Source organism: Noviherbaspirillum sedimenti, from assembly GCF_003590835.1.
Classification (GTDB): Bacteria; Pseudomonadota; Gammaproteobacteria; order Burkholderiales; family Burkholderiaceae_D; genus Paucimonas; species Paucimonas sedimenti.
In genome coordinates this window covers 4,316,370-4,340,502 of the sequence record NZ_QYUQ01000002.1, presented here as the reverse complement: position 1 = coordinate 4,340,502, position 24,133 = coordinate 4,316,370, and the positions used below count along the sequence as shown (strand labels likewise).

The following is a 24,133-nucleotide window of genomic DNA, read 5'->3' as shown; positions in this document are numbered from 1 at the left end:
CCTGAGGTTAATTGCTATTGTTCGTGGTTTGATAGCTCTCGATCAGTCGTTCAAAACCGGTTTGCGCATGCTGCACGCTGCCCGGACGCTGGATGAAACGGGCATCATGGTGCAGCGCCAGCACCAGGCCATACATTTCGAACACCATCTGGTCAGGATCGGTATCGGCGCGCAAATGGCCCTCGTCGATCGCCTGCTGCACACAACGCCGCAGGCTGCCCTGCCAGGTACGCACCATCGCCGCCAGCTCTTCCCGGATGGCACCCGGACGGTCGTCGTATTCGACCGCGCCGCTGATATAGATGCAGCCCGAGGCGATCTCTATCGTGACGCGCCTGACCCACGCGGAAAACAGGGCGCGCAGGCGCGGCAAGCCGCGCGGCTGCTTCATGCTGGGAAAGAAAATCTCTTGCTCGAACTGATCGTGGTAGCGCTTGACCACGGCGATCTGCAACTCCTCGCGCGAGCCAAAATGGGCAAACACGCCCGATTTACTCATGCTCATCTTGTCAGCCAGCAAACCTATCGTCAAGCCTTCCAGCCCTTCGCGGCTGGCCATGGCCAGCGCTGCGTCAAGGATGGCGACGTGGGTTTGCTCGCCCTTGCTCAAATGTCGTGATGCCATGCCGGGTGCATTGTCCTGTGAAACGATTGCCAAATAATCGTACGATCGTACTATTATGCATGGCGTGGCAAAAGTCAAACAAGATTTGCGGAATTTGCGTAACCGGCAGATTGTGTACGATTACCAGGATGAGCGGTCCAGCTTGCGACGATCGCGCTTGGTTGGCCGCCCACGGATCGCCTCGCTCGGCTCATGCAAAAATTGCCTTTGTTCGTCGTTATGTTGCCGCTTGGCTATACTTTGCACAGTTTCTTCGTACAGGGTCTGGGCCACGGCGGCGGGGCCACGCGTTTCCGACAGCGCACGCACTTCCACTTCCCATTCGGTCGCACCGTTGTCGATGGCCAGGGTGTCGCCAGGCTTGACACCGCGCGCCGGCTTGATCCGTTCGCCATTCAAGCGCACCTTGCCGCCATCGACCGCAGCGGTCGCCAGCGAACGGGTCTTGAAGAAACGGGCTGCCCACAGCCATTTGTCGATGCGCACGGCGGCGCTGCTGGTATTCATGTTCGCTCTCGGCTTGCTGATCAGGATTCGTTAGCCCAGGTGATGAAGCGGATGGTATTGCGGTAAAAAAAATAGGCAATGCGATAGCCGATGCGCTTGCACCAGTGAATTTTTGCAAAGTCTTCCTGCCGCACCGCCACGCTGTCGGCGACGCCGCTGGCAATTTGCTGGCGCAAGGCAGTGGCAAACGCAACATCCCGCACCACGACGTTGGCTTCCTGGTTGATGAACAGGCTCAAGCCATCGTAATTGCTGGAGCCAACCGTTGCCCACTGGTCATCCACCACCGCCACCTTGCCATGCAACTGGGTCTTGCGGTACTCAAGGATGCGCACACCGCTTTTCAGGAGTTTCGGGTAATACGAGCGCGCCACCGCATCCTGCAGGCGAAACTGGCCGACGCCCAACAACAGGGTGACGCTGACCCCGCGGGCAGCAGCCGCCGCCAGCGCCACCCGCATCTTGCGTCCCGGCGCAAAATACGGGTTGGCCAGCCAAACCTCGTTGCGCGCGCGCCCCAGTGCCTGCAGATAGGCGCGCTCGATGGTACGGCGGTTGCGCAGGTTGTCGCGCACCACCAGCGCCGCCATGGCCGGCGCCACCGTCACGTCGGGCGGTGGATGGCGATACGCCTTCAGGCGTTCGAGACGCGCGCGCAAGTTCAATTGCAAACGCCCCATGCTGACCCATTGCGCTTCCATTTCCTGCTGAATTTCCGTCACCAGCGGGCCAATGATGGAAACCCCGAAATCCCAGCGCGGCGCCGGCAGGATCACGCGGCTATCCTCGTCGTCGCGCATGTCGTCGTTGATATTCAGGCCGGAGACAAATCCGATCTGCCGGTCAACCACGCACAATTTGCGATGCATGCGGCTCATGCCGCGCCGGAACCACGGGTTATAACGGCGAAAATTCACCCCTGTCCGGGCGAATTCCTGCTTCAGGCGCAGGCTTTGCGCCTCGCCGGTGCCGAGCCAGTCGACGATGACATTGACAAAGACCCCGCGGGCGGCCGCACGCTGCAAGGCCGCGGCGATGCGCGTGCCGGTTTCGTCGTCCGCAAAGATGTAGGTTTCAAAATACACTTCAACTTCCGCGGCATCGATTGCCGCTGCCAGCGCCGGAAAAAATTCGGCGCCGCAATGGAGCAAGGTAACAATGTTATCAGCGGTAAATTTTACCGAGCGCATAAATCATCATCATCGACAGGAATGGGCAACGGCCGCAACAGGATCAGGCAGGTCTGCGCATTGGGATCCGTGTTTATTTTTTTAAATGCAATGTTGCCACAATTGGCGCATGGTCGGACAGCCGGGACCACAAGCCGCCATGCAAGACGCGGGCGTTTTCCACCGTAAATCCGCGCACATAAATCCGGTCCAGCTGCAAAAATGGCATGGCGGCCGGAAAGGTGCGCGCCGGCGCCATTGTCGGACCGCGCCCGGCCAGGCGCCGCAGATAGGTGCCAAAACCGCGCCGCGAAATGGTTTCATCGAATACTTCGCACACGCCCAGTTCGGCGCGCAGCTTGGCGCTCAGCTGGTTGGTCCAGTCGTTGAAATCGCCGGCGATCAGCAGCGGCGCATCCGGCGGCGCCAGTTCCCTGACCGCCTCGACCAGGGCCAGGGTTTGCCGCTTTCGGCTGCCGGAAAACAGGCCGAGGTGGATCACAAAGCAATGAATATCGGTACCGCAATCCGCCGGACGCACCACGCAATGCAGGATGCCACGCTTCTCAAATGCATGGTCGGAAACATCCTGGTTGCTGAACGAGGCAATCGGATAGCGGCTCACCAGGGCATTACCGTGATGGCCATGGTCATAGACCGCGTTCATGCCGTAGGCAACGTGGTAGGACTCGTCTCCCGCCAGGAAATCATGCTGCCCCACTTCCGGCCAGTTGGTGGCATGTTTCGCCGCCAGCAGATCATGACGCCCCTGAACTTCCTGCAAGAACAGGATATCGGCATGTAAATTGCCGACGGCGTTCTTCATGGCATGAATGCGCGGGCGGCTACCGATGGATGAGACGCCCTTGTGGATATTGTAGGTGGCAATGCGCAATTTCATTTTTTAATTATAGCGTCTGGCATGCCCGGCTACGTGACGGTGGTTCAAGGCAGCCAACTGTCAGCTTCCGGGTCGGGGAAGCGTGCCACCATGAAATCCACGAAAGCCCGCACTTTTGCCGACAAAAGACGGCGGCTCGGATAGACCAGCATGATCGGCAGCCGTTCAAGGTGGTAATCGGGCAGCACGCGGACCAGGCGCCCGGACGACAGGCCGTCCCTGACTGCAAACGAGGGGAGAATGAATATCCCCATATCCGCCAGCGCACATTCGCGCAACAGGTCGACGCTGTTGGTGATCACCCGGCCGGTGATCGGGACATCGACACTGCCCCGGGCATTGTGCAGGGTCCAGCGATGCCTTACCGATTCGAACGGATAGGTAAGGCATTGATGCCTGGTCAGATCGTCAGGACGTTTCGGTGCGCCGTATTTTTTGACATATCCCGGCGAGGCCACCAGGAATGTCTGGGTGATGCACAGCTGGCGGGCGATCATCGTCGCATCGAATTGCTGAACTGTGCCGATCAGGACGCCGACATCGAAGCCCTCTTCTACCAGGTCCGCCGGCCTGTCCGCAAACGTCGTATCCAGGACGATTTCCGGATTGACTGCGGCAAACCGGGGCAGCAGCGCCGACAATTGGGACTTGCCGATGCCAACCGAAGAGAAGATGCGCAAGGTCCCCGCAGGCGTTTTCGACATCAAGGATGCCGCCGCATCGGCATCCTCGATATCCAGCAGGATCTGGCTTACGCGTTCCAGATACACCTGACCGGTTTCCGTCAGGGACAGCTTGCGGGTCGTACGGTTAAGCAATCGCGTGCCAAGATGGGTTTCCAGGTCGGCGACCAGGCGGGTGACCACCGTGTCCGAAACGTTCAGGCTGCGGGCGGCACGGGCAAAGCCCCCGTGCTCGACGACCCGCGCAAACGCACGCATTGATTGCAATCGATCCATTTTTCAATTCCTGCTGATTTCGCAATAGTGTACTGTGATTTACATTCTTTTTCTCCGAATCAGAAACCGATAAAGTTTGCTCATCGGGAACGCATGAACGCAAGCTCCTCCCCAGAACCGCAGTCGATCGCATCGTAAGACATGCGCTCGTTCGGATACTTGAACTGAAATTTCGGAGAATGAAAAATGAATGCAAAAAAACTGATCGCCACCGTTGCCGCCACTCTCTGCGCCGCCAGCGCCTATGCTGTGGAAACCCCTGAAGTGACTTTTCAGAATTCCCTGACGCCTTATGAAGTGACCGCCCAGGACAAAGGCGTATCCAGCGGACCGGATATTCAGGCAGCCAATGCCAGTGCCGGCGCCGGTATCGGCAAACAGGCAACGCCTGCCGTGAATTTCGCCAACACGATGGAGCCCTGGGTAGTGACCGCGCAAGATCCCGCCTCTTCGGCAACCCGCAAGTAAGCGAGAGAAAGCCGGATTTTTCCGCTGCACGCCATCCAGTAAAACACCAGCTGGCATGCGGCATCGCCTGCCGGTGTTTTTACATTTCTCCGCCAGACACTAGTGTCCTGAGTTTGAAATTCGTTGAATTATTTTGCCTGTTCGCTGTCCCAGTTTTATTGTTTTCGACAGTGAGGATGATATGGCAGGCAGACCGAAAGCGGCGTTGGTGTTGAGCGCAGAAGAACAAGAACAATTGCATGCTTGGGCACGCCGACGCAAGACGGCGCAAGCATTGGCTCTGCGTTCGCGCATCGTGCTGGAATGTGCCGACGGAGCGGAGAACAAGGCGGTCGCCGCCAAACTTGCAGTGACGGGGCAGACGGTATCGAAATGGCGCGGGCGCTTTGTGCAAATGAGATTGGATGGTTTGCTGGACGCCCCCCGCTCGGGCGCGCCGCGCACGATCGATGATGCGCGCGTCGATGCCGTGATCGCCAAGACGCTGGAAGAGAAACCGTCGAACGCCACGCACTGGAGTACGCGCACCATGGCACGCGAAGCTAAGCTGTCGCAAACGGCGGTCAGCCGTATCTGGCGCGCATTTGGCTTGCAACCGCATCGTCAGGAAACCTTCAAGCTATCCACCGATCCGCTGTTTGTCGAGAAGACCCGCGACATCGTGGGGCTGTACATCGATCCGCCGGTCAAGGCGATGGTGCTGTGCGTCGATGAGAAGAGCCAGATTCAGGCGTTGGATCGGACCCAGCCAATCTTGCCGCTGGCTCCTGGCGTTGCAGAACGGCGCACCCATGACTACCAACGTCATGGCACGACGACCTTGTTTGCCGCGCTCGACATTGCCACGGGCGAAGTCATCGGGCAGTTGCACCGGCGGCATCGCAGCAGTGAATTTCTGAAATTCTTACGCACGATCGAAGCCTCCGTTCCGAGCGATTTGGACATTCATTTGGTGATGGATAACTATGGTACGCACAAGACACCAACCATCCGCAATTGGTTCGCCCGTCATCCGCGCTTCCACGTACATTTCACGCCGACCTCTGCTTCGTGGCTCAACCAGGTCGAGCGCTGGTTCGCCACGCTGACCGAAAAACAAATTCGCCGCGGAACCCATCGTTCGACCCGTCAATTGGAAGACGCCATTCGCGATTACCTCAAACTCAATAACGCCGCCCCCAAGCCGTTTGTCTGGACCAAGTCCGCTGATGACATCATGGCCAGTATTGAACGATTTTGTCTGCGAATTTCAAACTCATGACACTAGGAGTCTGCGCGGCAGAACGCTGATGTCATCCGAATAGATTCGTAAACGTTGATTCGTGATGACATCGAGCTATCTTCCCTACGATCCGCAGCAGCAAATGCTGCTTCCCCCTGCATTGCAAGAGTGGCTACCAGATGGCCATCTTGCGTACTACATCAGCGATACGATCGATGCGCTTGATCTGAGCACCTTCCATGCGCGATATGCAGGTGGCGGGCCGCGCAATCAGCCCTTTCATCCGGCGATGATGGTCAAAGTGCTGGTTTATGGCTATGCGACCGGGGTGTTCTCGTCGCGCAAGCTGGCAAAGAAGCTGCATGAAGACGTTGCCTTCCGGGTACTTGCTGCTGGCAATTATCCCGCGCACCGCACGATCTGCGACTTCCGTGCTTTCCATCTGAAAGAGTTGTCCGACTTGTTCGTGCAAGTGGTGAAGTTGGCGCGCGAGTGCGGCCTGGTCAAGTTGGGAACCATCGCTGTGGATGGGACCAAGATTAAGGCCAACGCATCGCGCCACAAGGCCATGAGTTATGAGCGCATGAAGAAATCGGAGCTGGAATTGAAGGCGCAGATCGACGCGCTACTGGCCAAGGCCAAGGCAGCCGACCTGGCCGAGAAGAACGAGCCGGCACTGGACATTCCAGCTGAGATAAGCCGACGCGAGGACCGGCTTGCAGCCATTGGCGCGGCGCGCGCACGGCTGGAGGAACGCCAGCGTCAGGCAGATACCGAGCGTGGCCGCAGCGCTGACGACGACAATACGCCGCCAGACGGCGATGGTAAGGCGCTCAAGAAGTCGAAATACAAGTACAAGTTCGGTGAGCCCAAGCCCAAGGCCCAGGACAACTTTACCGACCCGGAAAGCCGGATCATGAAGCGCGCCGGTGGCGGCTTCGATTACAGCTACAACGCGCAAGCCGCAGTCGATGATACGGCGCACATCATCGTCGCTGCCGAACTGACCAATAGCGGCGCCGATAGCCGTCAATTGCCCGCGGTGCTGGCGGCGGTCAAGGCGAATACGGGCGACGATCCGCACCAGGTCGTCGCCGATGCAGGCTATCGATCCGAGGCCGTGTTTGAAACGCTGCGTGATCATCCCGCCGAGATCATCGTTGCCCTTGGGCGCGAAGGTAGACAAGCGCTTGGGATTGATCCGAACAAACGCCCACTCTCGGCGGCCATGGCAGAACGATTCAAATCCACCGCCACCCAAGATGCCTACCGGCGGCGCAAGTGGTTATCCGAACCGCCAAATGGTTGGATCAAGCACGTACTGGGCTTCCGACAATTTAGCATGCGCGGCATCGCCAAGGCCCAGGCAGAGTGGAAACTCGTCTGCGCTGCGCTTAACCTGCGAAGAATGGCAAATATGATGTGTGCGTAGTTTAAAAATGGGGAAAACGCACATTCCGGTGTCGCGCCGCAGCTCAAAAACGCCTATCAGTCAGCAATTTCAGAATTCAATGCCGGGCCAATATCAGCCCGGCTGGCGTTGCGCCCGTTTCGCTCGCTCAAATTCTGTTTGCCGCGCAGACTCCTAGCGCCATTACCGAGTACAAAAATCAACATTGACTTCGCAATGTATTTTTTACGTCACTATTTTAAAAAATTAAAATGAAAAAATCTCTACTTGCCCTCGCAGTTCTGGGCGCGTTCACTACCGGTTCTCAAGCACAAACCAATGTTTCGATCGGCGGCATACTTCACGCCAACGTAAAGAACTACAAGATCAGCAACAGCGCGCGCCAAACCAGCAATGAACTGCGGGTTGACGATGACCTCAACTCGCGTTTCTGGCTGACCGGCACCGAAGATCTGGGTGGCGGCCTGAAAGCCCTGTTCTACGTTGAAAACCGTTTCAACGCTGACCAGCCGCAAGCTACCGGCACCGGCGCTGGCCTGGCCAACGGCGAGACCTATGTGGGCTTGAAAGGGGGTTGGGGGCAAATTACTGTCGGCAAGCATTCCTGGATGTCGACGCAAGGCCTGACGACGGAGTATGTATCCGCCTCCGGCAACAATCTTGCCATACCGACCAGCATGCTGGCGACGTACTCCATTATGGATCAGGCAGTCGGCAACCTGGATACCACCCGGCGCGCCAATTCGGTCACTTACCGTTCACCGGTCGTAAGCGGTTTCAGCGGCGTGGCCGGCATTTCCACCGCCAGCGCCGGTAATGAAGGCGTAATTGATGGCACCTCCACATATGAGGATGGCCGTGAGTATTATCTGCAAGGCGGCTATAACAACGGCCCACTGGCGCTCGCCCTGGCTTACCGCGACTTCACCGCAGAAGGCCGCGCTGCCGGCAGTAACGATGACCAGCAATTGCGCTTTCACGGTTCCTACAAGTTCGGTGGCATCAAACTTGGCCTGATGGCCGACCGTGCTTCCCGCGAAGCGGTGGGCGGCGGCAAGTCGTCGCGCACCGCCTGGTCGATCCCGGTCAGCTATACCCTCGGCAACAACACCTTCCTGGCTTCCTTTACCAAAGCAGGCGACTTATCCGCAGGGAATGCCAATCTCGCCGCGAACACCGGTAACGATACGGGTGCCAAGATGTACACCGTGGGCTACGACTATGCGCTTTCCAAGCGCACCAACGTGGGGGTGTATTACAGTCGCCTCGACAACGATGCCAACGGGGTCTATCAACCCTTCAATGCGGGCACGTCCTTCACCGGATCGAGTCTGGTGGCCGGTGAAACGGCCTCGACCCTTGCCCTGGGCGTGAAGCACACATTCTGATTCCGCGGACACAGGGCTACGCCCTGGCAAGTACTTTCCGAGTAATACACAAACGGGCGCTTCGGCGCCCGTTTCATGTTTACTACCACCAACCTGACGCCAGCCCTTTATTTATCAGGAGATTCATGCGGATGCCCTGCCTCGCCGCTTTTCCGGGCGCGGAACACCTTGCCGCACCAAGTAACAAGCCCGCCCACGCCATCCTAATGCCGCATTCGATTGATTCCAATTATGCAACCCTGGGATCAGGGTAATGCGGCCACTTCCTTGAGTTGTTCACGAATGCGGAACTTTTGCAGTTTTCCGGCAGCATTGCGCGGCAAGGCATCCACAAGATAAAGTGCGCGCGGCAGCTTGTAGCGGGCAAGCCTGGGCGCCGCAAAGTTGCGCAATTCTTCCAGCGTCAGGGCGGCGGCGGGCTTGAGCACCACGACGGCGACCACGCGCTCCCCCCACTTGTCATCCGGGACGCCGACGACAGCGCATTGTGCGATGGCCGGATGCGCATACAGCACGTTCTCCACTTCAGCCGGATAAACATTCTCGCCGCCAGTGATAAGTACATCCTTGATACGGTCGCAGAGATACAGAAATCCTTCGTCGTCGAGGTATCCGACATCGCCGGTATGAAACCAGTCATCGGTGTCGAACACTGCCGCGCTTGCCTCCGGATTATTCCAGTAAGCCTTCATCACATTGCTTCCCGACACACACACTTCGCCTTTGATATTTGCCTGGGAAATAATTTTCCCGGACAAATCTTTCAGGCAAATCTCCGTCAGCAGTCCCGGCGTGCCGCAGGAACCCAGCTTGTCGGCGGCCCGGTCGGAATGCAGGAATGTAATGGTGGCCGATGTCTCGGTCATGCCATAGCCTTGATGTAGCGGAATACCGCGCTGCTCATAGAGGCGCAGCAGCGGCTCCGGCATTGGTGCGCCGCCGACCGAGAGCAGCCGCAGCGAGCCGAGATCGGTGCGATCGAAATCCGCATGCTGGCTCATGAACAGCAGCATCGCCGGCACCGCAAAGGCGAGCGTGATGCGATACCGCGGGATGGCTTGCAGGACGGCGCCGGCGTCGAAGCCGCGCTGCAAAACCACATGCCCGCCCGCCAGCAGCGTGGGCAAGGTGACCGTCAACATCCCGCCGACATGGAACAATGGCACGAAACCGAGCGTGATGTCGGACGATACCAGGTCTTTCGTCAGCAGGACATTCAGGTTCTGCGACCAGATGTTCTGGTGCGTCAGCATGGCGCCTTTGGGATGCCCGGTGGTCCCCGAGGTGTACATCAGCAGGGCCACGTCATCCGCATCGACGCTTGCCTGTGGCGGAATATCCTTGCATTGCGCCATGAGCGCCGGCACGGCTGGCCAGCCAGGCGCGGCATCCGCGAGGCTGAGATAATGGCAACAGCAGAGACCAGCGCGGATACCGTCGATGACGCCTTGATGCTCGCGTCCGGCCAGAAGCAGGCGCAAACCGGCATCGTTGATGATGAATGCCAGTTCCGGCGCGGCCAGACGGAAATTGAGGGGGACGAAAATGGCACCGATACGGGCTGCGGCGAACTGGCTTGCCAGGAACATCGGACCGTCGAAGTCCAGATAGCCGACGCGGTCGCCACGCTGCACACCGTGCGCCTGCAGCACGGCCGAGAGCCGCTCGACATGGTCCCACAGCGCGCCGTAGGTCCATGTGACATCATCACAAGTCAGGGCTGGCCGGTGCGGCGCGCGCAGGGTCCTGCGCCGCAACCATTCCGCCAGGCCAAGTGCGCTGGATCGCAGCCCTGAAAAACCATCGGTCATTTTTTCCATTTTCCTTATGTCTTGCGCCCGGGTGTTTTTACATGCGTTGGCAAAACCGAAACCAGGATGCTTAATTGCGGCAATGCGTCCGGTAATGCGGCAACTGCAGTATCGCTTCCGCATTCGACGGCGAAAAGCAGCGGTCGGCGGCTTCCCGGTAGGGCAGCCAGGCATGAGCGACATGCTCCCGCGGACTCAGGGTGATCGGCATGGTGCGCGGCACCAGCAAGCCGAAAACATGCTCGGTGTTTTTCACCACGCCAGGGGCGTAGCGATGCCGCCACACCGGGTAGATTTCATACACGTTAGTCAGTTGCCAGTCGCGCAGATGATGCGCCGGCACTGACCCTTCCTGCGCTGCACAGGCGCCCCCCTCCGCTGCCACGCAAATCCCGGTTTCCTCGAAAACTTCCCGCACCGCCGTCTGCCGCAGCGGCTCGTCTTCGGCATCTTTCGAGCCGGTCACCGATTGCCAGTAACCGGCCTTGTCGGCGCGCTCGATCAGCAGCACCTCGAGTTCGGCGGTATGGATCACGACAAGAACGGATTCGGGAATCTTGTAGGGCTTGTGCATGCAGGGCCAGGACGGTATCGATACGAAAAAAGGCGCGGAAGTCCGCGCCTTTTATTATCCAGCAAAAACAAGTCAATGGCAGAGTGCCGCTCTACCTTAATCAGTTGGGGACAGAGTACCGCTTTCACCTTAATCGGTTGAGGACAGAGTACCACTGCGCTTAACTCTGTCCCCAATTGCAAGGATACTTTCCCCAATCATTACGCAATCGCTCCGGTTTAGCCTTTTACCGCCGGCTCGACCGCGCGCAGGCGGATATGCAATTCGCGCAATTGCTTCTCGTCGACTTCCGACGGCGCATGCGTGAGCAAGCACTGCGCGCGCTGGGTTTTCGGGAAGGCGATGACGTCGCGGATCGATTCTGCACCGGTCATCATGGTGACGATACGATCCAAACCAAAGGCCAGGCCACCGTGCGGCGGCGCGCCGTATTGCAGGGCGTCGAGCAGGAAGCCGAATTTCAGCTGCGCTTCTTCGGCATCGATCTTCAGGGCGCGGAACACCTTGCTCTGCACCTCGGCGCGGTGGATACGCACCGAGCCGCCGCCCAGTTCCCAGCCGTTCAGGACCATGTCGTAGGCCTTGGCAATCGCCTTGCCCGGATTGGTTTCCAGGAAGTCTTCGTGGCCATCCTTTGGCGACGTAAACGGATGGTGCGCGGCGACGTAGCGCTGGTTGTCTTCGTCGAATTCGAACATCGGGAAGTCGACCACCCACAGCGGCCGCCAGGCATCCTCGAACAAGCCGTTTTTCTTGCCGAAATCACTATGACCGACTTTCACGCGCAAGGCGCCGATGGCGTCATTGACTACCTTGGCCTTGTCGGCGCCGAAGAAAATCAGGTCGCCATCCTCGGCACCGGTCAGTTCCAGCACCTGCGCCAGCGCGGCGTCGTGGAGGTTCTTGACGATCGGCGATTGCAGGCCGTCACGGGCCTTGGCCTTTTCATTGACCTTGATGTACGCCAGGCCCCTGGCGCCGTAGATGCCGACGAATTCGGTGTAGGCATCGATTTCGGAACGCGGCATGGCGGCGCCGCCGGGCACGCGCAAGCCGACCACGCGGCCGCCTTCCATGTTGGCCGCACCAGCGAACACCTTGAAGTCGACATCCTTCATGACCGCCGTCAGATCGGTGAACTGCAGCTTGACGCGCATGTCGGGCTTGTCCGAGCCATACACACCCATCGCTTCGGCGTAATCCATCACCGGGAACGGGTTGGGCAGGTCGATATCGAGACAATTCTTGAACACGCCGCGGATCATGCCCTCGAACATGTCACGGATTTCCTGCTCGTTCATGAACGAGGTTTCGCAGTCGATCTGGGTGAATTCCGGCTGACGGTCGGCGCGCAAGTCTTCGTCGCGGAAGCACTTGACGATCTGGTAATAGCGGTCGAAGTTAGCCACCATCAGCAATTGCTTGAACAATTGCGGCGACTGCGGCAAGGCGAAGAAGTTGCCCGGGTTGACGCGCGACGGCACCAGGTAGTCGCGCGCGCCTTCCGGCGTGGACTTGGTCAGCATCGGCGTTTCGATATCGATGAAGCCATTGGCATCGAGGAACTTGCGCACTTCCATCGTCACCTTGTAACGCAGGCGCAGGTTGTTTTGCATCTGCGGGCGGCGCAGGTCCAGCACGCGGTGCGTCAGGCGGGTGGTTTCCGACAGGTTGTCGTCATCCAGCTGGAACGGCGGCGTCACCGACGGGTTCAGCACTTCGAGTTCATGGCACAGCACTTCGATCTTGCCGGACTTGAGACCAGCGTTGCCGGTGCCTTCCGGGCGGTTGCGCACCAGGCCAGTCACGCGCAGGCAGAATTCATTGCGCACGCTTTCCGCCTTCTTGAATACCTCGGCACGGTCCGGGTCGCAGACGATCTGCACCAGGCCTTCGCGGTCGCGCAAGTCGATGAAAATCACGCCGCCGTGATCGCGCCGGCGGTGCACCCAGCCACACAGGCTGACGGTTTGGCCGAGCAGCGTTTCAGTGGTAAGGCCGCAGTATTGGGTTCGCATTGACATATCGGGTTCCGGTTATATATTTTCTGGTGTTGGGTTAATCAGGTGCCGACCTTGGGCAGTTCCTCTGGCGTTTTCCTTTCGGCCAATTCCGGTGCAACCACGCCCATCGAGACGATGTACTTGAGCGCGGCATCGACCGACATGTCGAGCTCGACCGTCTCGGACTTGTGCATCATCAGGAAAAAACCGGACGTCGGGTTCGGCGTGGTCGGCACGTAAACGCTGATGTAGTCGCCCTGCAAGTGGTTGGCGACGTCGCCACCGGGCGTGCCAGTCAAAAAGGCAATAGTCCAGCTGCCCTGCCGGGGATACTGCACCAGCACCGCCTTGCGGAAGGCATTGCCGGACGAGGAAAACAAGGTATCGGAGACTTGCTTGACGGCGGTATAGATCGAATTGACCACCGGGATGCGCACCAGGATTGCTTCCCACAGGATGACTACGCGCCGGCCGATGAAATTGTGCGCCGCCAGCCCCGTGAAAAACACGATCAGCAGCGTCAGGATCACGCCCATGCCGGGCAGGCTGAATTCCAGGAATACCTCGGGGCGCCATTGCTGCGGCAACAGCAGCAGGGTCTGGTCCATGGTGGTAATGATCAGGTTCAATACCCATAGCGTGATCGCCAGGGGCACCAGAATCAGCAAGCCGGTAATGAAATATTTACGCATGGTTCGTGCTTTCGTCGCGGGCGGGCACCGCCGCCGCGCGTCATGAGGATGGCTCGGTGCTCAGGTGGTCGATGCGGGCTTGCTGTCGGCGGCGGCACTACCGGAAGCGGTCGCACTACTGGCAGCCGCAGCCGGCTCGGCGGACGCTGCGGGCGCCGCAGTCGCACTGGCACCGCCGCGGAAATCAGTAGCGTACCAGCCGGTGCCTTTCAACTGGAAACCGGCGGCGGTCAATTGTTTCTTGAAACTTGGCTGCTGGCACTCGGGGCAATCGGTCAAGGGCGCATCTGATATCTTTTGCAACACGTCCTTGGCGAAACCGCAGGACTGGCAGCGGTAAGCATAAATCGGCATGAAAATCCCCAGCTAAAAAAATTTACAAAACCCTGAATTATAAAGGTTTTGCCGGGATTTTTGCGGACAGGGCGCCGCCGCGTTGCGCTGCAGGTTTGCTCAGGCGCCCAAGCCTTCGACCGCTTGCACCAACTCGTGACGGTTCTTCAGCGCCTGCGGCATCATCGAACCGGCCCACATGCCGGCAAATGCAGCGATCAAACCGGCAAGCTGGCCGGGAAAGTGCTCGCCCAGGCCGGACACCTGCGGGAAGAACAGAATCCAGACGCCCACGCCCGCGGCCACCGAAACGATTGCGCCCTGCGTGGTGGCGCGCTTCCAGTACAAGCCCGTCAGCAGCGGCACGAAGGCGCCGACCAGCGTCACCTGATAAGCCCCGGAGACCAGTTCGTAGATCGAAGTGCCCTGCATCGAAATCGCATAGGCCAGCACCAGCCCGGCAAATACGACGATCGCGCTGCGCATGGCAAACAGCTGCTCCTTGTCAGTCATTTCGGGACGCAGGTTTTTCAGGATGTTTTCGACGAAACTGGTGGAAGGCGCCAGCAAGGTCGCCGACGAGGTGCTCTTGATGGCAGAAAGCAGCGCGCCGAAAAACAAGATCTGCATGACCAGCGGCATCTTGGTCATGATGAAGGTAGGCAGCAGGCGCTGATAATCGTTTTTTGCCAGCTCGAGCGCGTCCGAACCCATGACAATGACGGCGGAAGCGACGATGAACATCGGCACGAAGGCAAACAGGATGTAGCTGACGCCGCCGATGATGGCGCCGGTGCGCGCGGTGGGCGCATCCTTGGCCGACATCACCCGCTGAAACACGTCCTGCTGAGGAATACTGCCGAGCATCATTGTCAGGGCCGCGCCGATAAAGAAGGCGATTTCAGTGAATGTGGGGGGCGGCAGGAAATTCCACAGCTGGGCTTGCGACGCCATATCCAGCACCTGGCCGGCGCCGCCCGCCAGGTCGGCGGCAAAGAAGGCGATGATGGAAAGGCCAATCACCAGCACGATCATCTGGATGAAATCGGTCCAGGCGACGGCGAGAAAGCCGCCGATCACCACATAGACCAACACTGCCAGCGTGCCGACGATCATCCCGGTCGTTTGCGACATCGCGCCATCGGTCAAAACGGAGAATACCAGGCCCAACGCGGTGATTTGGGCCGCCACCCAGCCCAGGTAACTCAGGATGATGGCCACCGAGCAGAACACTTCGATCCCCTTGCCGTAGCGCTGCCGATAGAAATCACCGATAGTCAGCAGATTGTGCTTGTACAGCTTGGCGGCGAAGAACATGCCGACCAAGATCAGGCAGGTGCCCGCGCCGAACGGATCCTCGACGATGGCGCTCAAGCCGCCCTGGACGAACTTGGCCGGAATCCCCATGACCGTTTCGGCGCCGAACCAGGTAGCGAAGGTGGTCGTCACCACCATGATCAGCGGCAGGCTGCGGCCGGCGATGGCGAAATCGCTGGTGTTCTTGATGCGCGTGCCGGCCCAGACGCCCACCGCGAGCGTGCCCAGCAAATACAGGACGACAAAGGAGACAAGCGTATAGTTCATGGCGGTCGCTTTGGGTAAAAATCCCGCGATTATAAAGAAAATTGCTTGCCAAATAGCATACTTACAAAATAAAGACGATGACTATCCTGCTGCCGTCGTCTTGATCGTGGGCGTTGCGCACGCACCACGCATAATTTCCTCATGGACACGCTACTGCAGCAGGCTACCCCAGCGCCAGTAAAGCTGCATCAAAGCGATGCCGGCGACCAGGCCGCCGGCGAAATAAATCACCATGTTCAGCAGCAGGTTGGTCCGCTTTTGCTCGTCCAGCAAGGCTTGCAGCAATTCGCGATCGCGCCCGCTGCCCTGGGCCGATTGCGAAAGCACTTGATGGGCCAGGCGCGGCAATTGCGGCAGCAGCTTGCTGTAATGCGGCGCTTCGGTCTTGAGACGTTCGACCAGGCCGCGCCAGCCGATCTGGTTTTGCATCCAGCGCTCCAGGTAGGGCTTGGCGGTTTTCCACAAATCCAGCTCCGGATCAAGCTGCCGCCCCAGGCCTTCGATATTCAACAGGGTCTTTTGCAGCAGCACCAGTTGCGGCTGCACTTCAATATTGAAGCGGCGCGACGTCTGGAACAGGCGCAACAAGACCTGACCAAAGGAAATATCTTTCAAGGGCCGGTCGAAAATCGGCTCGCAGCAGGCGCGCACCGCCGACTCCAGCTCATCGACCCGGGTTTCCGGCGGTGCCCAGCCGGATTCGATGTGCGCCTGTGCCACCCGTTTGTAATCGCGGAGAAAGAAAGCCAGGAAATTTTGCGACAGGTAATCCTTGTCGAAATCGGTCAGCGTGCCAACGATGCCGAAATCGAGGGCGATATAGCGGCCGAAGGTGGCCGGATCGGTCGAGACCAGGATATTGCCAGGATGCATATCCGCATGGAAGAAGCCATCACGGAAGACCTGGGTGAAAAAAATCTCAACGCCATCGCGCGACAATTTTTTCAGGTCGACGCCGGCCGCCGCCAGGCGCTCGGTCTGCGAAACCGGAATGCCGCTCATGCGCTCCATCACGATCACATTGCTGGAGCAGTAATCCCAGTGCATTTCCGGCACCAGCAAGAGCTTCGATTCGCCAAAATTGCGACGCAACTGGCTGCCGTTGGCGGCTTCGCGCATCAGGTCCAGTTCGTCGTGCAGATACTTGTCGAATTCCGCCACCACTTCGCGCGGCTTCAGGCGCTTGCCGTCGGCCCACAGGCGCTCGACCAGACCGGCGGCGATATACATCAGGCCGATATCTTCCGAGATCGACTTGTGCATATTCGGACGCAATACTTTCACTGCCACTTCCCGGCCGTCTTTCAGGGTGGCGAAATGCACCTGGGCGATCGAGGCTGACGCCACCGGCACGCGGTCGAAGGAGGCAAATAGCCGGTCAGGATGAGCGCCCAGCGAGCGGGTGATTTCCGCGATCGCCAGGTCCGGATCGAAGGGCGGCACCCGGTCTTGCAACAGCGCCAACTCTTCGGCCATATCCAGCGGCAGCAAGTCGCGCCGGGTCGACAATACCTGGCCGAACTTGACGAAAATCGGCCCGAGTTCTTCCAGCGCCTTGCGCAAGCGTTCGCCGCGCGGCGCCGAAATATCACGCCAGAAAAACAGCAGGGAAAACAACGCTGCGGTGCGCGGCACGCGCAGGCCGGACATGGCGATATTGTCCAAGCCATAGCGCAAGGCTATCCGGCCGATTTTCAAGACCCGTAAAAATTTCATCAACATGAAAAACCCATCTTATCGGTCCAGTTTGCGCAAGCGCTTTTCCAGACGTGCTATATCGTCACGCAGCTTGCCGACCTCGCGGCCGAAACCGGCAACCGGCTCAGGGCGCAAGAGCATCGGATTTTCTTCAAGAAAATATTCAGCGATATTTTCTTCCAGTGCCAAGCGGCGGGTGCGCGCCCCTGCCAGCGCCGACCTTGCCGACGAGACAAGCCGGCGCGCGGCGATATCGCCGATCAGGCGCCCCAGATCTTCTTCGGCTTCCCATTTCAGCGACTGGCTCACTTGCGAAATGGCATTGGCGAAATCGGCATCCCCTTCAATCCTGACATAGGATACCGCGCGCTCGCGATTTTGCATGATCAGCGGCAAGTCTGCCAGTCTCACCCGGATCACGACGTGCGGCGCTGCGCCGGACTCCGCCGTTTTCAGCAAGCCTTCGGCCGTCACTTGCCAGTTCACGGCGAGCACACCGGCGTCCAGCCGGGCGATCTTGCCGGCATGCGCGGCCAGCTTGGCGCGCGCCCAGGCTTCCTGCGCCAGCAAATGGTTCAAGGGTGCAGGGGGGAGTAAAAATAAGGAAGTCATCATTCAAAAAATCAAAGCCGTCCGCGGCGATCGGCGGACGGCTTGCAGTGTAACAGCTTGCCCGGTAATGCCGGGCAATTGCCGCTCTAAATGCCGGGCGCCAGGCCCGGCTAAGACTGTTCGATCCCGGCCACGATCCAGCTGCGGTGGCCGTCGAGCGGCTTGGAAAGCTTCCAGACTTCGTTAAATGGGGCCACCTGCGCCGCCCCATCCTCGCGGATCATGCCGGAAAATTTTACTTTCGCAATGGAATACTCCCCCACTGTTTCCACGCTATGCAATTCCGCCCCCAGCGTCACGACTTCCGTCACATTTGGCGCATCGCCGCGCTCGTTCAACTGGCGGCAGAATTCGCCAAACAATTCCTTGGTGGTGAAGCGCCGGATATCGTTCAGGTCGGCCTGGTCCCAGGCGGTCTGCAGGCGGATGAAGGCGGCCTTGGACTTGCGCAGGAAGCGGGGTACGTCGAAATCGGCCGGCACGCTCCAGGGCGCAACCACCGTATCGGTCCTGGCGCCGGTCACGGTATCGAGGGAAAGCGGACGCAGGTTGGGATCCTTGCGCGGCAGCCGGGCCGGCTGGATCGTTTCAAAACCGTCGTCATAAGTGTTGTCGAAACCGGCGGGCTCACCCTTGCTGGCAGCCCTTCGCCATAATACGACCGCCACGCCGAGCAAAATGACCAACGCCAGCAGTGCCATGATCAGCACCGCAGGGCGTTCCAGCAATCCTTGCCAGAGGCCGTCAGGCTGCGGCGCCAGCCCTGCTTGGGTCTGGGCTTCCGGCTCGGCAGATTGGGCCCGCAGGGAAGAAACGCCCAGGATGGCGGCGGCAAACAGCAAGGCATTCAGACGTTTCTTCATGCACTTCTCCCCCAGGCGAATCAACAGGCTACAGCTTGACCCCGGTATGCAAGGCCGCCACGCCGGCAGTCAGGTTGAAATAATTGACATTATCCAGGCCGGCATCCTGCATCATGGTTTTCAGGGTCTCCTGGTCCGGATGCATACGGATCGATTCGGCCAGATAACGATAGCTTTCGGAATCGTTGGCGATCCGCTTGCCCAGCCACGGCAACACCGAGAACGAATACACGTCATACGGCTTTTGCAGCGGTTGCCAAACCTTGGAAAACTCCAGTACCAGCAGCTTGCCACCCGGCTTGAGCACACGGCGCATTTCCGCCAGCGCCACATCCTTGTGGGTCATGTTGCGCAAGCCGAAAGCCACACTGACGCGGTCGAAATAATTATCGGGAAACGGCAGTTTTTCCGCGTCGCACAGGGCCGTCGGGATCGCCATGCCCTTGTTCAGCAAGCGATCGCGCCCGACTCCCAGCATCGATTCATTGATGTCGGTCAGCCAGACTTCGCCGGAAGGCCCCGCCTGTTTGGCGAAGGCCTTGGCCAGGTCGCCGGTGCCGCCGGCGATATCCAGCACCTTGAAGCCGGGCCGCACGCCGGCCTGGGCGATGGTGAACGTCTTCCACAGGCGATGCAGGCCGCCCGACATCAAGTCGTTCATGACATCATACTTGGCGGCCACGGAATGGAAGACTTCCGCGACTTTCTTGACCTTGTCTTCCTCGGCGACGGTCTGGTAACCGAAATGGGTGCTATTAGTCATGGCAGGAACTATTGGTGAATTGGCATTATAAAGTGAAAATGCCCGGCAATACTTGCCAGGGCACATGGATTTGACGCTACTTAATGCGCATGCCCGCTTTTTCGGGGCATGGGCAAGTCCCGTCCTGCCTCCTGACCATGGCCGGCCGCCTCCAGGCGCCCGAGGTAGTCTTGCCACAATTGCACCTGGTTGGCGCCCAGCCAGTGCAGGTAATCCCAGGTATAGATCCCGGTATTATGACCGTCGGAAAAATGCGGCTGCACGGCGTAATTGCCGACCGGCTCCAGCGCCGTGACCAGGATGTTGCGCATGCCGGTCTGCAGCACCTCCTGGCCTGCGCCGTGGCCGCGCACCTCGGCCGAAGGCGAATACACCCGCAGCAATTCGAATGGCAGCGAAAAACCACTGCCGTCGTCGAAGGCGATTTCCAGCAGGCGCGACTGCGTATGCACCGTCAGCGCGGTCGGCGTGCTGCTGCCCGGTTCGCTCGCCGCCATCATCACACCAGGATGCGCTCGATGCCGCCATTGTTGGCGCGCTCGACATATTCCGGCAACCAGTTCTCGCCCAGCAGGTGGCGCGCCATTTCGACCACGATGTAATCGGCATCGGTGCCGGAATCGTCGTCGTAGCGGTGCAAGCCCTGCAGGCAGGACGGGCAGGAGGTGAGGATCTTGACGTCACCGGTGAAGCCGTCGGCGCGCAGCTTGTCGGCACCCTTGATCATTTCCTCTTCCTTGCGGAAGCGCACTTGGGTCGAGATGTCCGGGCGCGTCACAGCCAGCGTACCGGACTCGCCGCAGCAGCGGTCGTTCTTCTCGATCTTGACATTGTCGACGGTGGTGATCAGGGCATTCACCGTCTTCAGCGGATCCTGCTGTTTCATGGGCGAGTGGCAGGGGTCATGGTACATGTAGCGCGTACCATTGACGCCTTCCAGCTTCAAACCTTTTTCCAGCAGATATTCGTGGATATCGAGAATGCGGCAGCCCGGGAATATCTTGTCGAATTCATAGTTTTGCAACTGGTCGAAGCAGGTGCCGCAAGACACCACCACCGTCTTGATATCGAGGTAGTTCAAGGTATTGGCGACACGGTGGAACAGCACGCGGTTATCCGTGATCATCTTCTCGGACTTGTCGTACTGGCCGGCGCCGCGCTGCGGGTAGCCGCAGCACAGGTAGCCTGGCGGCAGCACGGTTTGCACGCCGACATGCCACAGCATGGCTTGGGTGGCCAGACCCACCTGCGAGAACAGGCGCTCCGAGCCGCAGCCCGGGAAGTAGAACACCGCTTCCGTATCGGCCGTGGTGGCCTTTGGATCGCGGATGACCGGCACGACCTCGTTATCTTCGATGTCGAGCAAGGCGCGCGCCGTCTTCTTCGGCAGGTTGCCCGGCATCTTCTTGTTGATGAAGTGGATGACCTGTTCCTTGATCGGCGGCTTGCCATGCGTGGCCGGCGGCAGCGTGGTCTGCTTCTTGGCGAATTTCTTCAGCACCTCATGGCCGAAACGCTGCGCCTTGTAGCCCCAGCCGATCATCGTCTGCCGGGTGGCATTGATGGTGGCCGGATCGGTCGCGTTCAGGAAAAACATGGTCGCCGCGGAACCGGGGTTGAAGGATTTTTTATCCATCTTGCGCAGCAGATTGCGCATGTTCATCGAGACATTGCCGAAGTCGATATCCACCGGGCAGGGCGTGACGCACTTGTGGCAGACCGTGCAGTGGTCGGCCACGTCCTCGAACTCTTCCCAGTGCTTGATCGAGACGCCGCGGCGGGTCTGTTCTTCATACAGGAAGGCTTCGACCAGCAGCGAAGTTGCCAGGATCTTGTTGCGCGGCGAGTACAGCAGGTTTGCGCGCGGCACATGGGTGGCGCACACTGGCTTGCACTTGCCGCAGCGCAGGCAGTCTTTGACGCTGTTGGCGATGGCGCCAATATCGCTTTGCTGCATGATCAGCGATTCATGGCCCATCAGGCCGAATGACGGCGTGTAGGCATTGCGCAGGTCGGCATGCAACTCCGGCAGGTTCAGCAGTTTGCCCTTGTTGAAGCGCCCTTCCGGATCGATGCGCTGTTTGTAGGCGCGGAAGTCCTGCATTTCGGCGTCGGTCAGGAATTCCAGCTTGGTGATGCCGATACCGTGTTCGCCCGAGATCACGCCATCGAGCGACCTTGCCAGCACCATGATGCGCTCGACCGCGCGGTGCGCGACCTGCAGCATTTCGTAATCGTCGGAATTGACCGGGATATTGGTATGCACGTTGCCGTCGCCGGCATGCATGTGCAGCGCCACGAACACGCGGCTGCGCAATACTTTCTTGTGGATCGCGCTGGCTTCCTCGAGGATCAGGCGGTAGGCGGCGCCATTGAAGATCTGACGCAGGGCGGCGCGCACTTCCTTCTTCCACGACACGCGCACCGTACGGTCCTGCAGCACGTGGAATACCGTGACCTGTGGCTGCCTGTCCACGCGTTCGTCGAATTCCAGCGCCAGCTTTTCCAGGCCCAGTCCGATGAGGTCGTTGCGCGTGGCGGCCAGCGGCTGGTCCATATGTTCCAGCAGGTACGACCAGCGCGCCTTTGTCGCGTCGATCAGCTGCAGGGCTTGCTGGGCGCGGTCGCCCAGCAGTTCGGCGTCGGAAATATCCTCGCCTTCGGCATCTTCGCTCTTGCCCACCGGCAGATCGCCTTTGGCAAAGAATTCGCGCAGGGCATCCAGCAAGGCCAGCTTGTTCTGGATCGACAGTTCGATATTGATGCGCTCGATGCCGTCGGTGTATTCACCCATGCGGTTCAGCGGAATCACCACGTCTTCATTGATCTTGAAGGCGTTGGTGTGGCGCGAAATGGCCGCGGTGCGGGCGCGGTCCAGCCAGAATTTCTTGCGCGCTTCCGGCGAGACGGCAACGAAGCCTTCGCCCACGCGGGTGTTGGCCATGCGGATGACTTCCGAGGCGGCGCGCGCCACGGCGTCCTCATCGTCGCCGACGATGTCGCCGAACAGCGCCATCTTCGGCAACACGCCGCGCTTGGACTTGGTGGCGTAGCCGACCGCGCGCAGGTAGCGCTCGTCGAGGTGCTCCAGACCGGCCAGGATGGCGCCGCCCTTGCGGGTTTCGGCGTCGAGGTAATCCTTGATCTCGACGATCGACGGAATCGCGTCGCGCGCCTGGCCGAAGAATTCCAGGCAGACGGTGCGCGTGAATTTCGGCATCTTGTGCAGGATCCAGCGCGCCGAGGTGATCAGGCCATCGGTGCCTTCCTTCTGGATGCCCGGCAGGCCGGCCAGGAACTTGTCGGTGACGTCCTTGCCCAGGCCTTCCTTGCGGAAGCGGCGGCCTTCGATTTCCAGGATCTCGGTCTTGAACGGCGCGTTCTTGCGGCCGCGTTCGGCCGGATGGGTCCATTCCAGCTTGAAGCGGGCCACCGGGGCGTCATGGATCTTGCCCAGGTTATGGTCCAGGCGCGTGACTTCCAGCCAGTCGCCGTTGGGGTCGACCATCCTCCAGCTGGCCAGATTGTCCAGCGCGGTGCCCCACAACACGGCTTTCTTGCCGCCGGCATTCATGGCGATATTGCCACCGATGCAGGATGCCTCGGCCGAGGTCGGATCAACCGCGAACACGAAGCCGGCTTTCTCGCCGGCGTCGGAAACGCGCTTGGTGACCACGCCGGCGCCGGAATAAATGGTCGCGTAATCGCGGTCCACACCCGGCAGGCGGGTCATCTCGACTTCGCCCAACTGCTCCAGCTTTTCAGTATTGATGACGGCTGACATCGGCGTCAGCGGAATGGCGCCGCCGGTATAGCCGGTACCGCCGCCACGCGGGATGATGGTGAGACCAAGCTCGATACAGGCCTTGACCAGGCCGGCCATCTCATCCTCGGTGTCCGGGGTCAGCACCACGAAGGGATATTCGACGCGCCAGTCGGTGGCGTCGGTAACGTGGGAGACGCGCGACAGGCCATCGAACTTGATATTGTCCTTGGCGGTATAGCGCCCCAGCACGCGGTTGGCGCGCTTGCGCAAGTCGTAAGTCTGGCGAAATTCCTCGGCAAAGTCCGCCACCGCGCGCCGCGCCGCTTCCAGCAGGGTGCCGACATGGGCACTGCGGCGCGCCGCAGCCGGATCGTCGGCGGCGGCCGTATCGAGGCGGCGCTTGTCGACTTCGCCCAGACGGTGGTTCAGGGCATCGATCAATGACTGGCGCCGCTTGGGGTTGTCCAGCATGTCATCCTGCAGGTACGGATTGCGCCGCACCACCCAGATATCACCGAGCACTTCATACAGCATGCGCGCCGAACGGCCTGTCTGGCGCTCGCTGCGCAACTCGTCGAGCAGCCGCCAGGCATCCTCGCCCAGCAGGCGCATGACGATTTCGCGGTCGGAAAACGACGTGTAGTTGTAGGGAATTTCGCGCAAGCGCGTGGGAGCGGCGCCGATCGGGGCGTCGGCCAGAAGGGCCTGGATTTGTGCGGGGGCGTTCATCTGTTCCAGATAAAATGTGTGGGGGACGGGGCCGTGCTGCGCTCGACTCTTTCCC

Annotated in this window: 21 protein-coding genes; 4 read left to right on the top strand and 17 right to left on the bottom strand. The window is 59.7% G+C overall.

What is annotated here, in order from left to right; translation table 11 throughout:
- Positions 1-7 precede the first annotated feature (7 nt).
- From D3878_RS20155 to D3878_RS20135, 5 genes are all read right to left on the bottom strand, one after another.
- The gene (locus D3878_RS20155) at positions 8-610 is read right to left on the bottom strand and encodes a TetR/AcrR family transcriptional regulator (protein ID WP_119788035.1); all 603 of its coding nucleotides are present in this window, start codon (positions 608-610) and stop codon (positions 8-10) included.
- Positions 611-745: 135 nt separating this feature from the next.
- Positions 746-1,132: an RNA-binding S4 domain-containing protein gene (locus D3878_RS20150; protein WP_119787106.1), complete on the bottom strand. Its 387-nt coding sequence runs from the start codon at positions 1,130-1,132 to the stop codon at positions 746-748.
- Positions 1,133-1,152: 20 nt separating this feature from the next.
- The gene (clsB, locus tag D3878_RS20145) at positions 1,153-2,322 is read right to left on the bottom strand and encodes a cardiolipin synthase ClsB (protein WP_119787105.1); all 1,170 of its coding nucleotides are present in this window, start codon (positions 2,320-2,322) and stop codon (positions 1,153-1,155) included.
- Positions 2,323-2,395: 73 nt separating this feature from the next.
- Positions 2,396-3,202 carry an endonuclease/exonuclease/phosphatase family protein gene (locus D3878_RS20140; protein ID WP_119787104.1) on the bottom strand — a complete coding sequence of 269 codons (807 nt, stop codon included), beginning with the start codon at positions 3,200-3,202 and terminating at the stop codon, positions 2,396-2,398.
- Positions 3,203-3,246: 44 nt separating this feature from the next.
- Positions 3,247-4,161 carry a LysR family transcriptional regulator gene (locus D3878_RS20135; protein ID WP_119787103.1) on the bottom strand — a complete coding sequence of 305 codons (915 nt, stop codon included), beginning with the start codon at positions 4,159-4,161 and terminating at the stop codon, positions 3,247-3,249.
- A gap of 186 nt (positions 4,162-4,347) precedes the next feature.
- Here D3878_RS20135 and D3878_RS20130 point away from each other — a divergent pair, with 186 nt between their 5' ends.
- The 4 genes from D3878_RS20130 to D3878_RS20115 all read left to right on the top strand — a co-directional run bounded on the left by D3878_RS20130 (position 4,348) and on the right by D3878_RS20115 (position 8,650).
- Positions 4,348-4,629, top strand: coding sequence for a hypothetical protein (locus D3878_RS20130; protein ID WP_119787102.1), 282 nt, complete (start codon positions 4,348-4,350; stop codon positions 4,627-4,629).
- A 181-nt stretch (positions 4,630-4,810) separates the two neighbouring features.
- The gene (locus tag D3878_RS20125; protein ID WP_119783788.1) at positions 4,811-5,890 is read left to right on the top strand and encodes an IS630 family transposase; all 1,080 of its coding nucleotides are present in this window, start codon (positions 4,811-4,813) and stop codon (positions 5,888-5,890) included.
- Positions 5,891-5,954: 64 nt separating this feature from the next.
- Positions 5,955-7,283 (top strand): IS1182 family transposase, encoded by a 1,329-nt coding sequence (locus tag D3878_RS20120; RefSeq protein WP_119783739.1) that lies wholly within the window; start codon positions 5,955-5,957, stop codon positions 7,281-7,283.
- A gap of 230 nt (positions 7,284-7,513) precedes the next feature.
- Complete coding sequence (locus tag D3878_RS20115; RefSeq protein ID WP_119787101.1) at positions 7,514-8,650, top strand: porin; 1,137 nt, start codon at positions 7,514-7,516, stop codon at positions 8,648-8,650.
- Positions 8,651-8,895: 245 nt separating this feature from the next.
- Here the strand turns inward: D3878_RS20115 and D3878_RS20110 are convergent, their stop codons facing one another.
- The 12 genes from D3878_RS20110 to D3878_RS20055 all read right to left on the bottom strand — a co-directional run bounded on the left by D3878_RS20110 (position 8,896) and on the right by D3878_RS20055 (position 24,078).
- Entirely contained in the window at positions 8,896-10,461 is a 1,566-nt protein-coding gene (locus D3878_RS20110) for an acyl-CoA synthetase (protein WP_233556404.1), read from the bottom strand.
- A 70-nt stretch (positions 10,462-10,531) separates the two neighbouring features.
- Positions 10,532-11,035 carry a dihydroneopterin triphosphate diphosphatase gene (nudB, locus tag D3878_RS20105; protein ID WP_119787099.1) on the bottom strand — a complete coding sequence of 168 codons (504 nt, stop codon included), beginning with the start codon at positions 11,033-11,035 and terminating at the stop codon, positions 10,532-10,534.
- Between the two features lie 218 nt (positions 11,036-11,253).
- Positions 11,254-13,059: an aspartate--tRNA ligase gene (gene aspS / locus D3878_RS20100; RefSeq protein ID WP_119787098.1), complete on the bottom strand. Its 1,806-nt coding sequence runs from the start codon at positions 13,057-13,059 to the stop codon at positions 11,254-11,256.
- Between the two features lie 38 nt (positions 13,060-13,097).
- Positions 13,098-13,730 (bottom strand): DUF502 domain-containing protein, encoded by a 633-nt coding sequence (locus tag D3878_RS20095; RefSeq protein WP_119787097.1) that lies wholly within the window; start codon positions 13,728-13,730, stop codon positions 13,098-13,100.
- 60 nt (positions 13,731-13,790) lie between these two features.
- Positions 13,791-14,084: an FmdB family zinc ribbon protein gene (locus D3878_RS20090; protein ID WP_119787096.1), complete on the bottom strand. Its 294-nt coding sequence runs from the start codon at positions 14,082-14,084 to the stop codon at positions 13,791-13,793.
- A 99-nt stretch (positions 14,085-14,183) separates the two neighbouring features.
- Positions 14,184-15,647, bottom strand: coding sequence for a high affinity choline transporter 1 (locus tag D3878_RS20085; RefSeq protein WP_119787095.1), 1,464 nt, complete (start codon positions 15,645-15,647; stop codon positions 14,184-14,186).
- A 150-nt stretch (positions 15,648-15,797) separates the two neighbouring features.
- On the bottom strand, positions 15,798-17,369 hold the full coding sequence (ubiB, locus tag D3878_RS20080; protein ID WP_119787094.1) for a ubiquinone biosynthesis regulatory protein kinase UbiB: 1,572 nt from the start codon (positions 17,367-17,369) through the stop codon (positions 15,798-15,800).
- Positions 17,370-17,381: 12 nt separating this feature from the next.
- On the bottom strand, positions 17,382-17,960 hold the full coding sequence (locus tag D3878_RS20075) for a ubiquinone biosynthesis accessory factor UbiJ (protein ID WP_420799551.1): 579 nt from the start codon (positions 17,958-17,960) through the stop codon (positions 17,382-17,384).
- Between the two features lie 107 nt (positions 17,961-18,067).
- Positions 18,068-18,820: a Tim44 domain-containing protein gene (locus tag D3878_RS20070; RefSeq protein WP_119787092.1), complete on the bottom strand. Its 753-nt coding sequence runs from the start codon at positions 18,818-18,820 to the stop codon at positions 18,068-18,070.
- Positions 18,821-18,848: 28 nt separating this feature from the next.
- Complete coding sequence (gene ubiE / locus D3878_RS20065) at positions 18,849-19,583, bottom strand: bifunctional demethylmenaquinone methyltransferase/2-methoxy-6-polyprenyl-1,4-benzoquinol methylase UbiE (protein ID WP_119787091.1); 735 nt, start codon at positions 19,581-19,583, stop codon at positions 18,849-18,851.
- 80 nt (positions 19,584-19,663) lie between these two features.
- Positions 19,664-20,080: a gamma-butyrobetaine hydroxylase family protein gene (locus tag D3878_RS20060; RefSeq protein WP_119788034.1), complete on the bottom strand. Its 417-nt coding sequence runs from the start codon at positions 20,078-20,080 to the stop codon at positions 19,664-19,666.
- Between the two features lie 2 nt (positions 20,081-20,082).
- Entirely contained in the window at positions 20,083-24,078 is a 3,996-nt protein-coding gene (locus tag D3878_RS20055) for a DUF3683 domain-containing protein (protein WP_119787090.1), read from the bottom strand.
- Positions 24,079-24,133 lie beyond the last annotated feature (55 nt).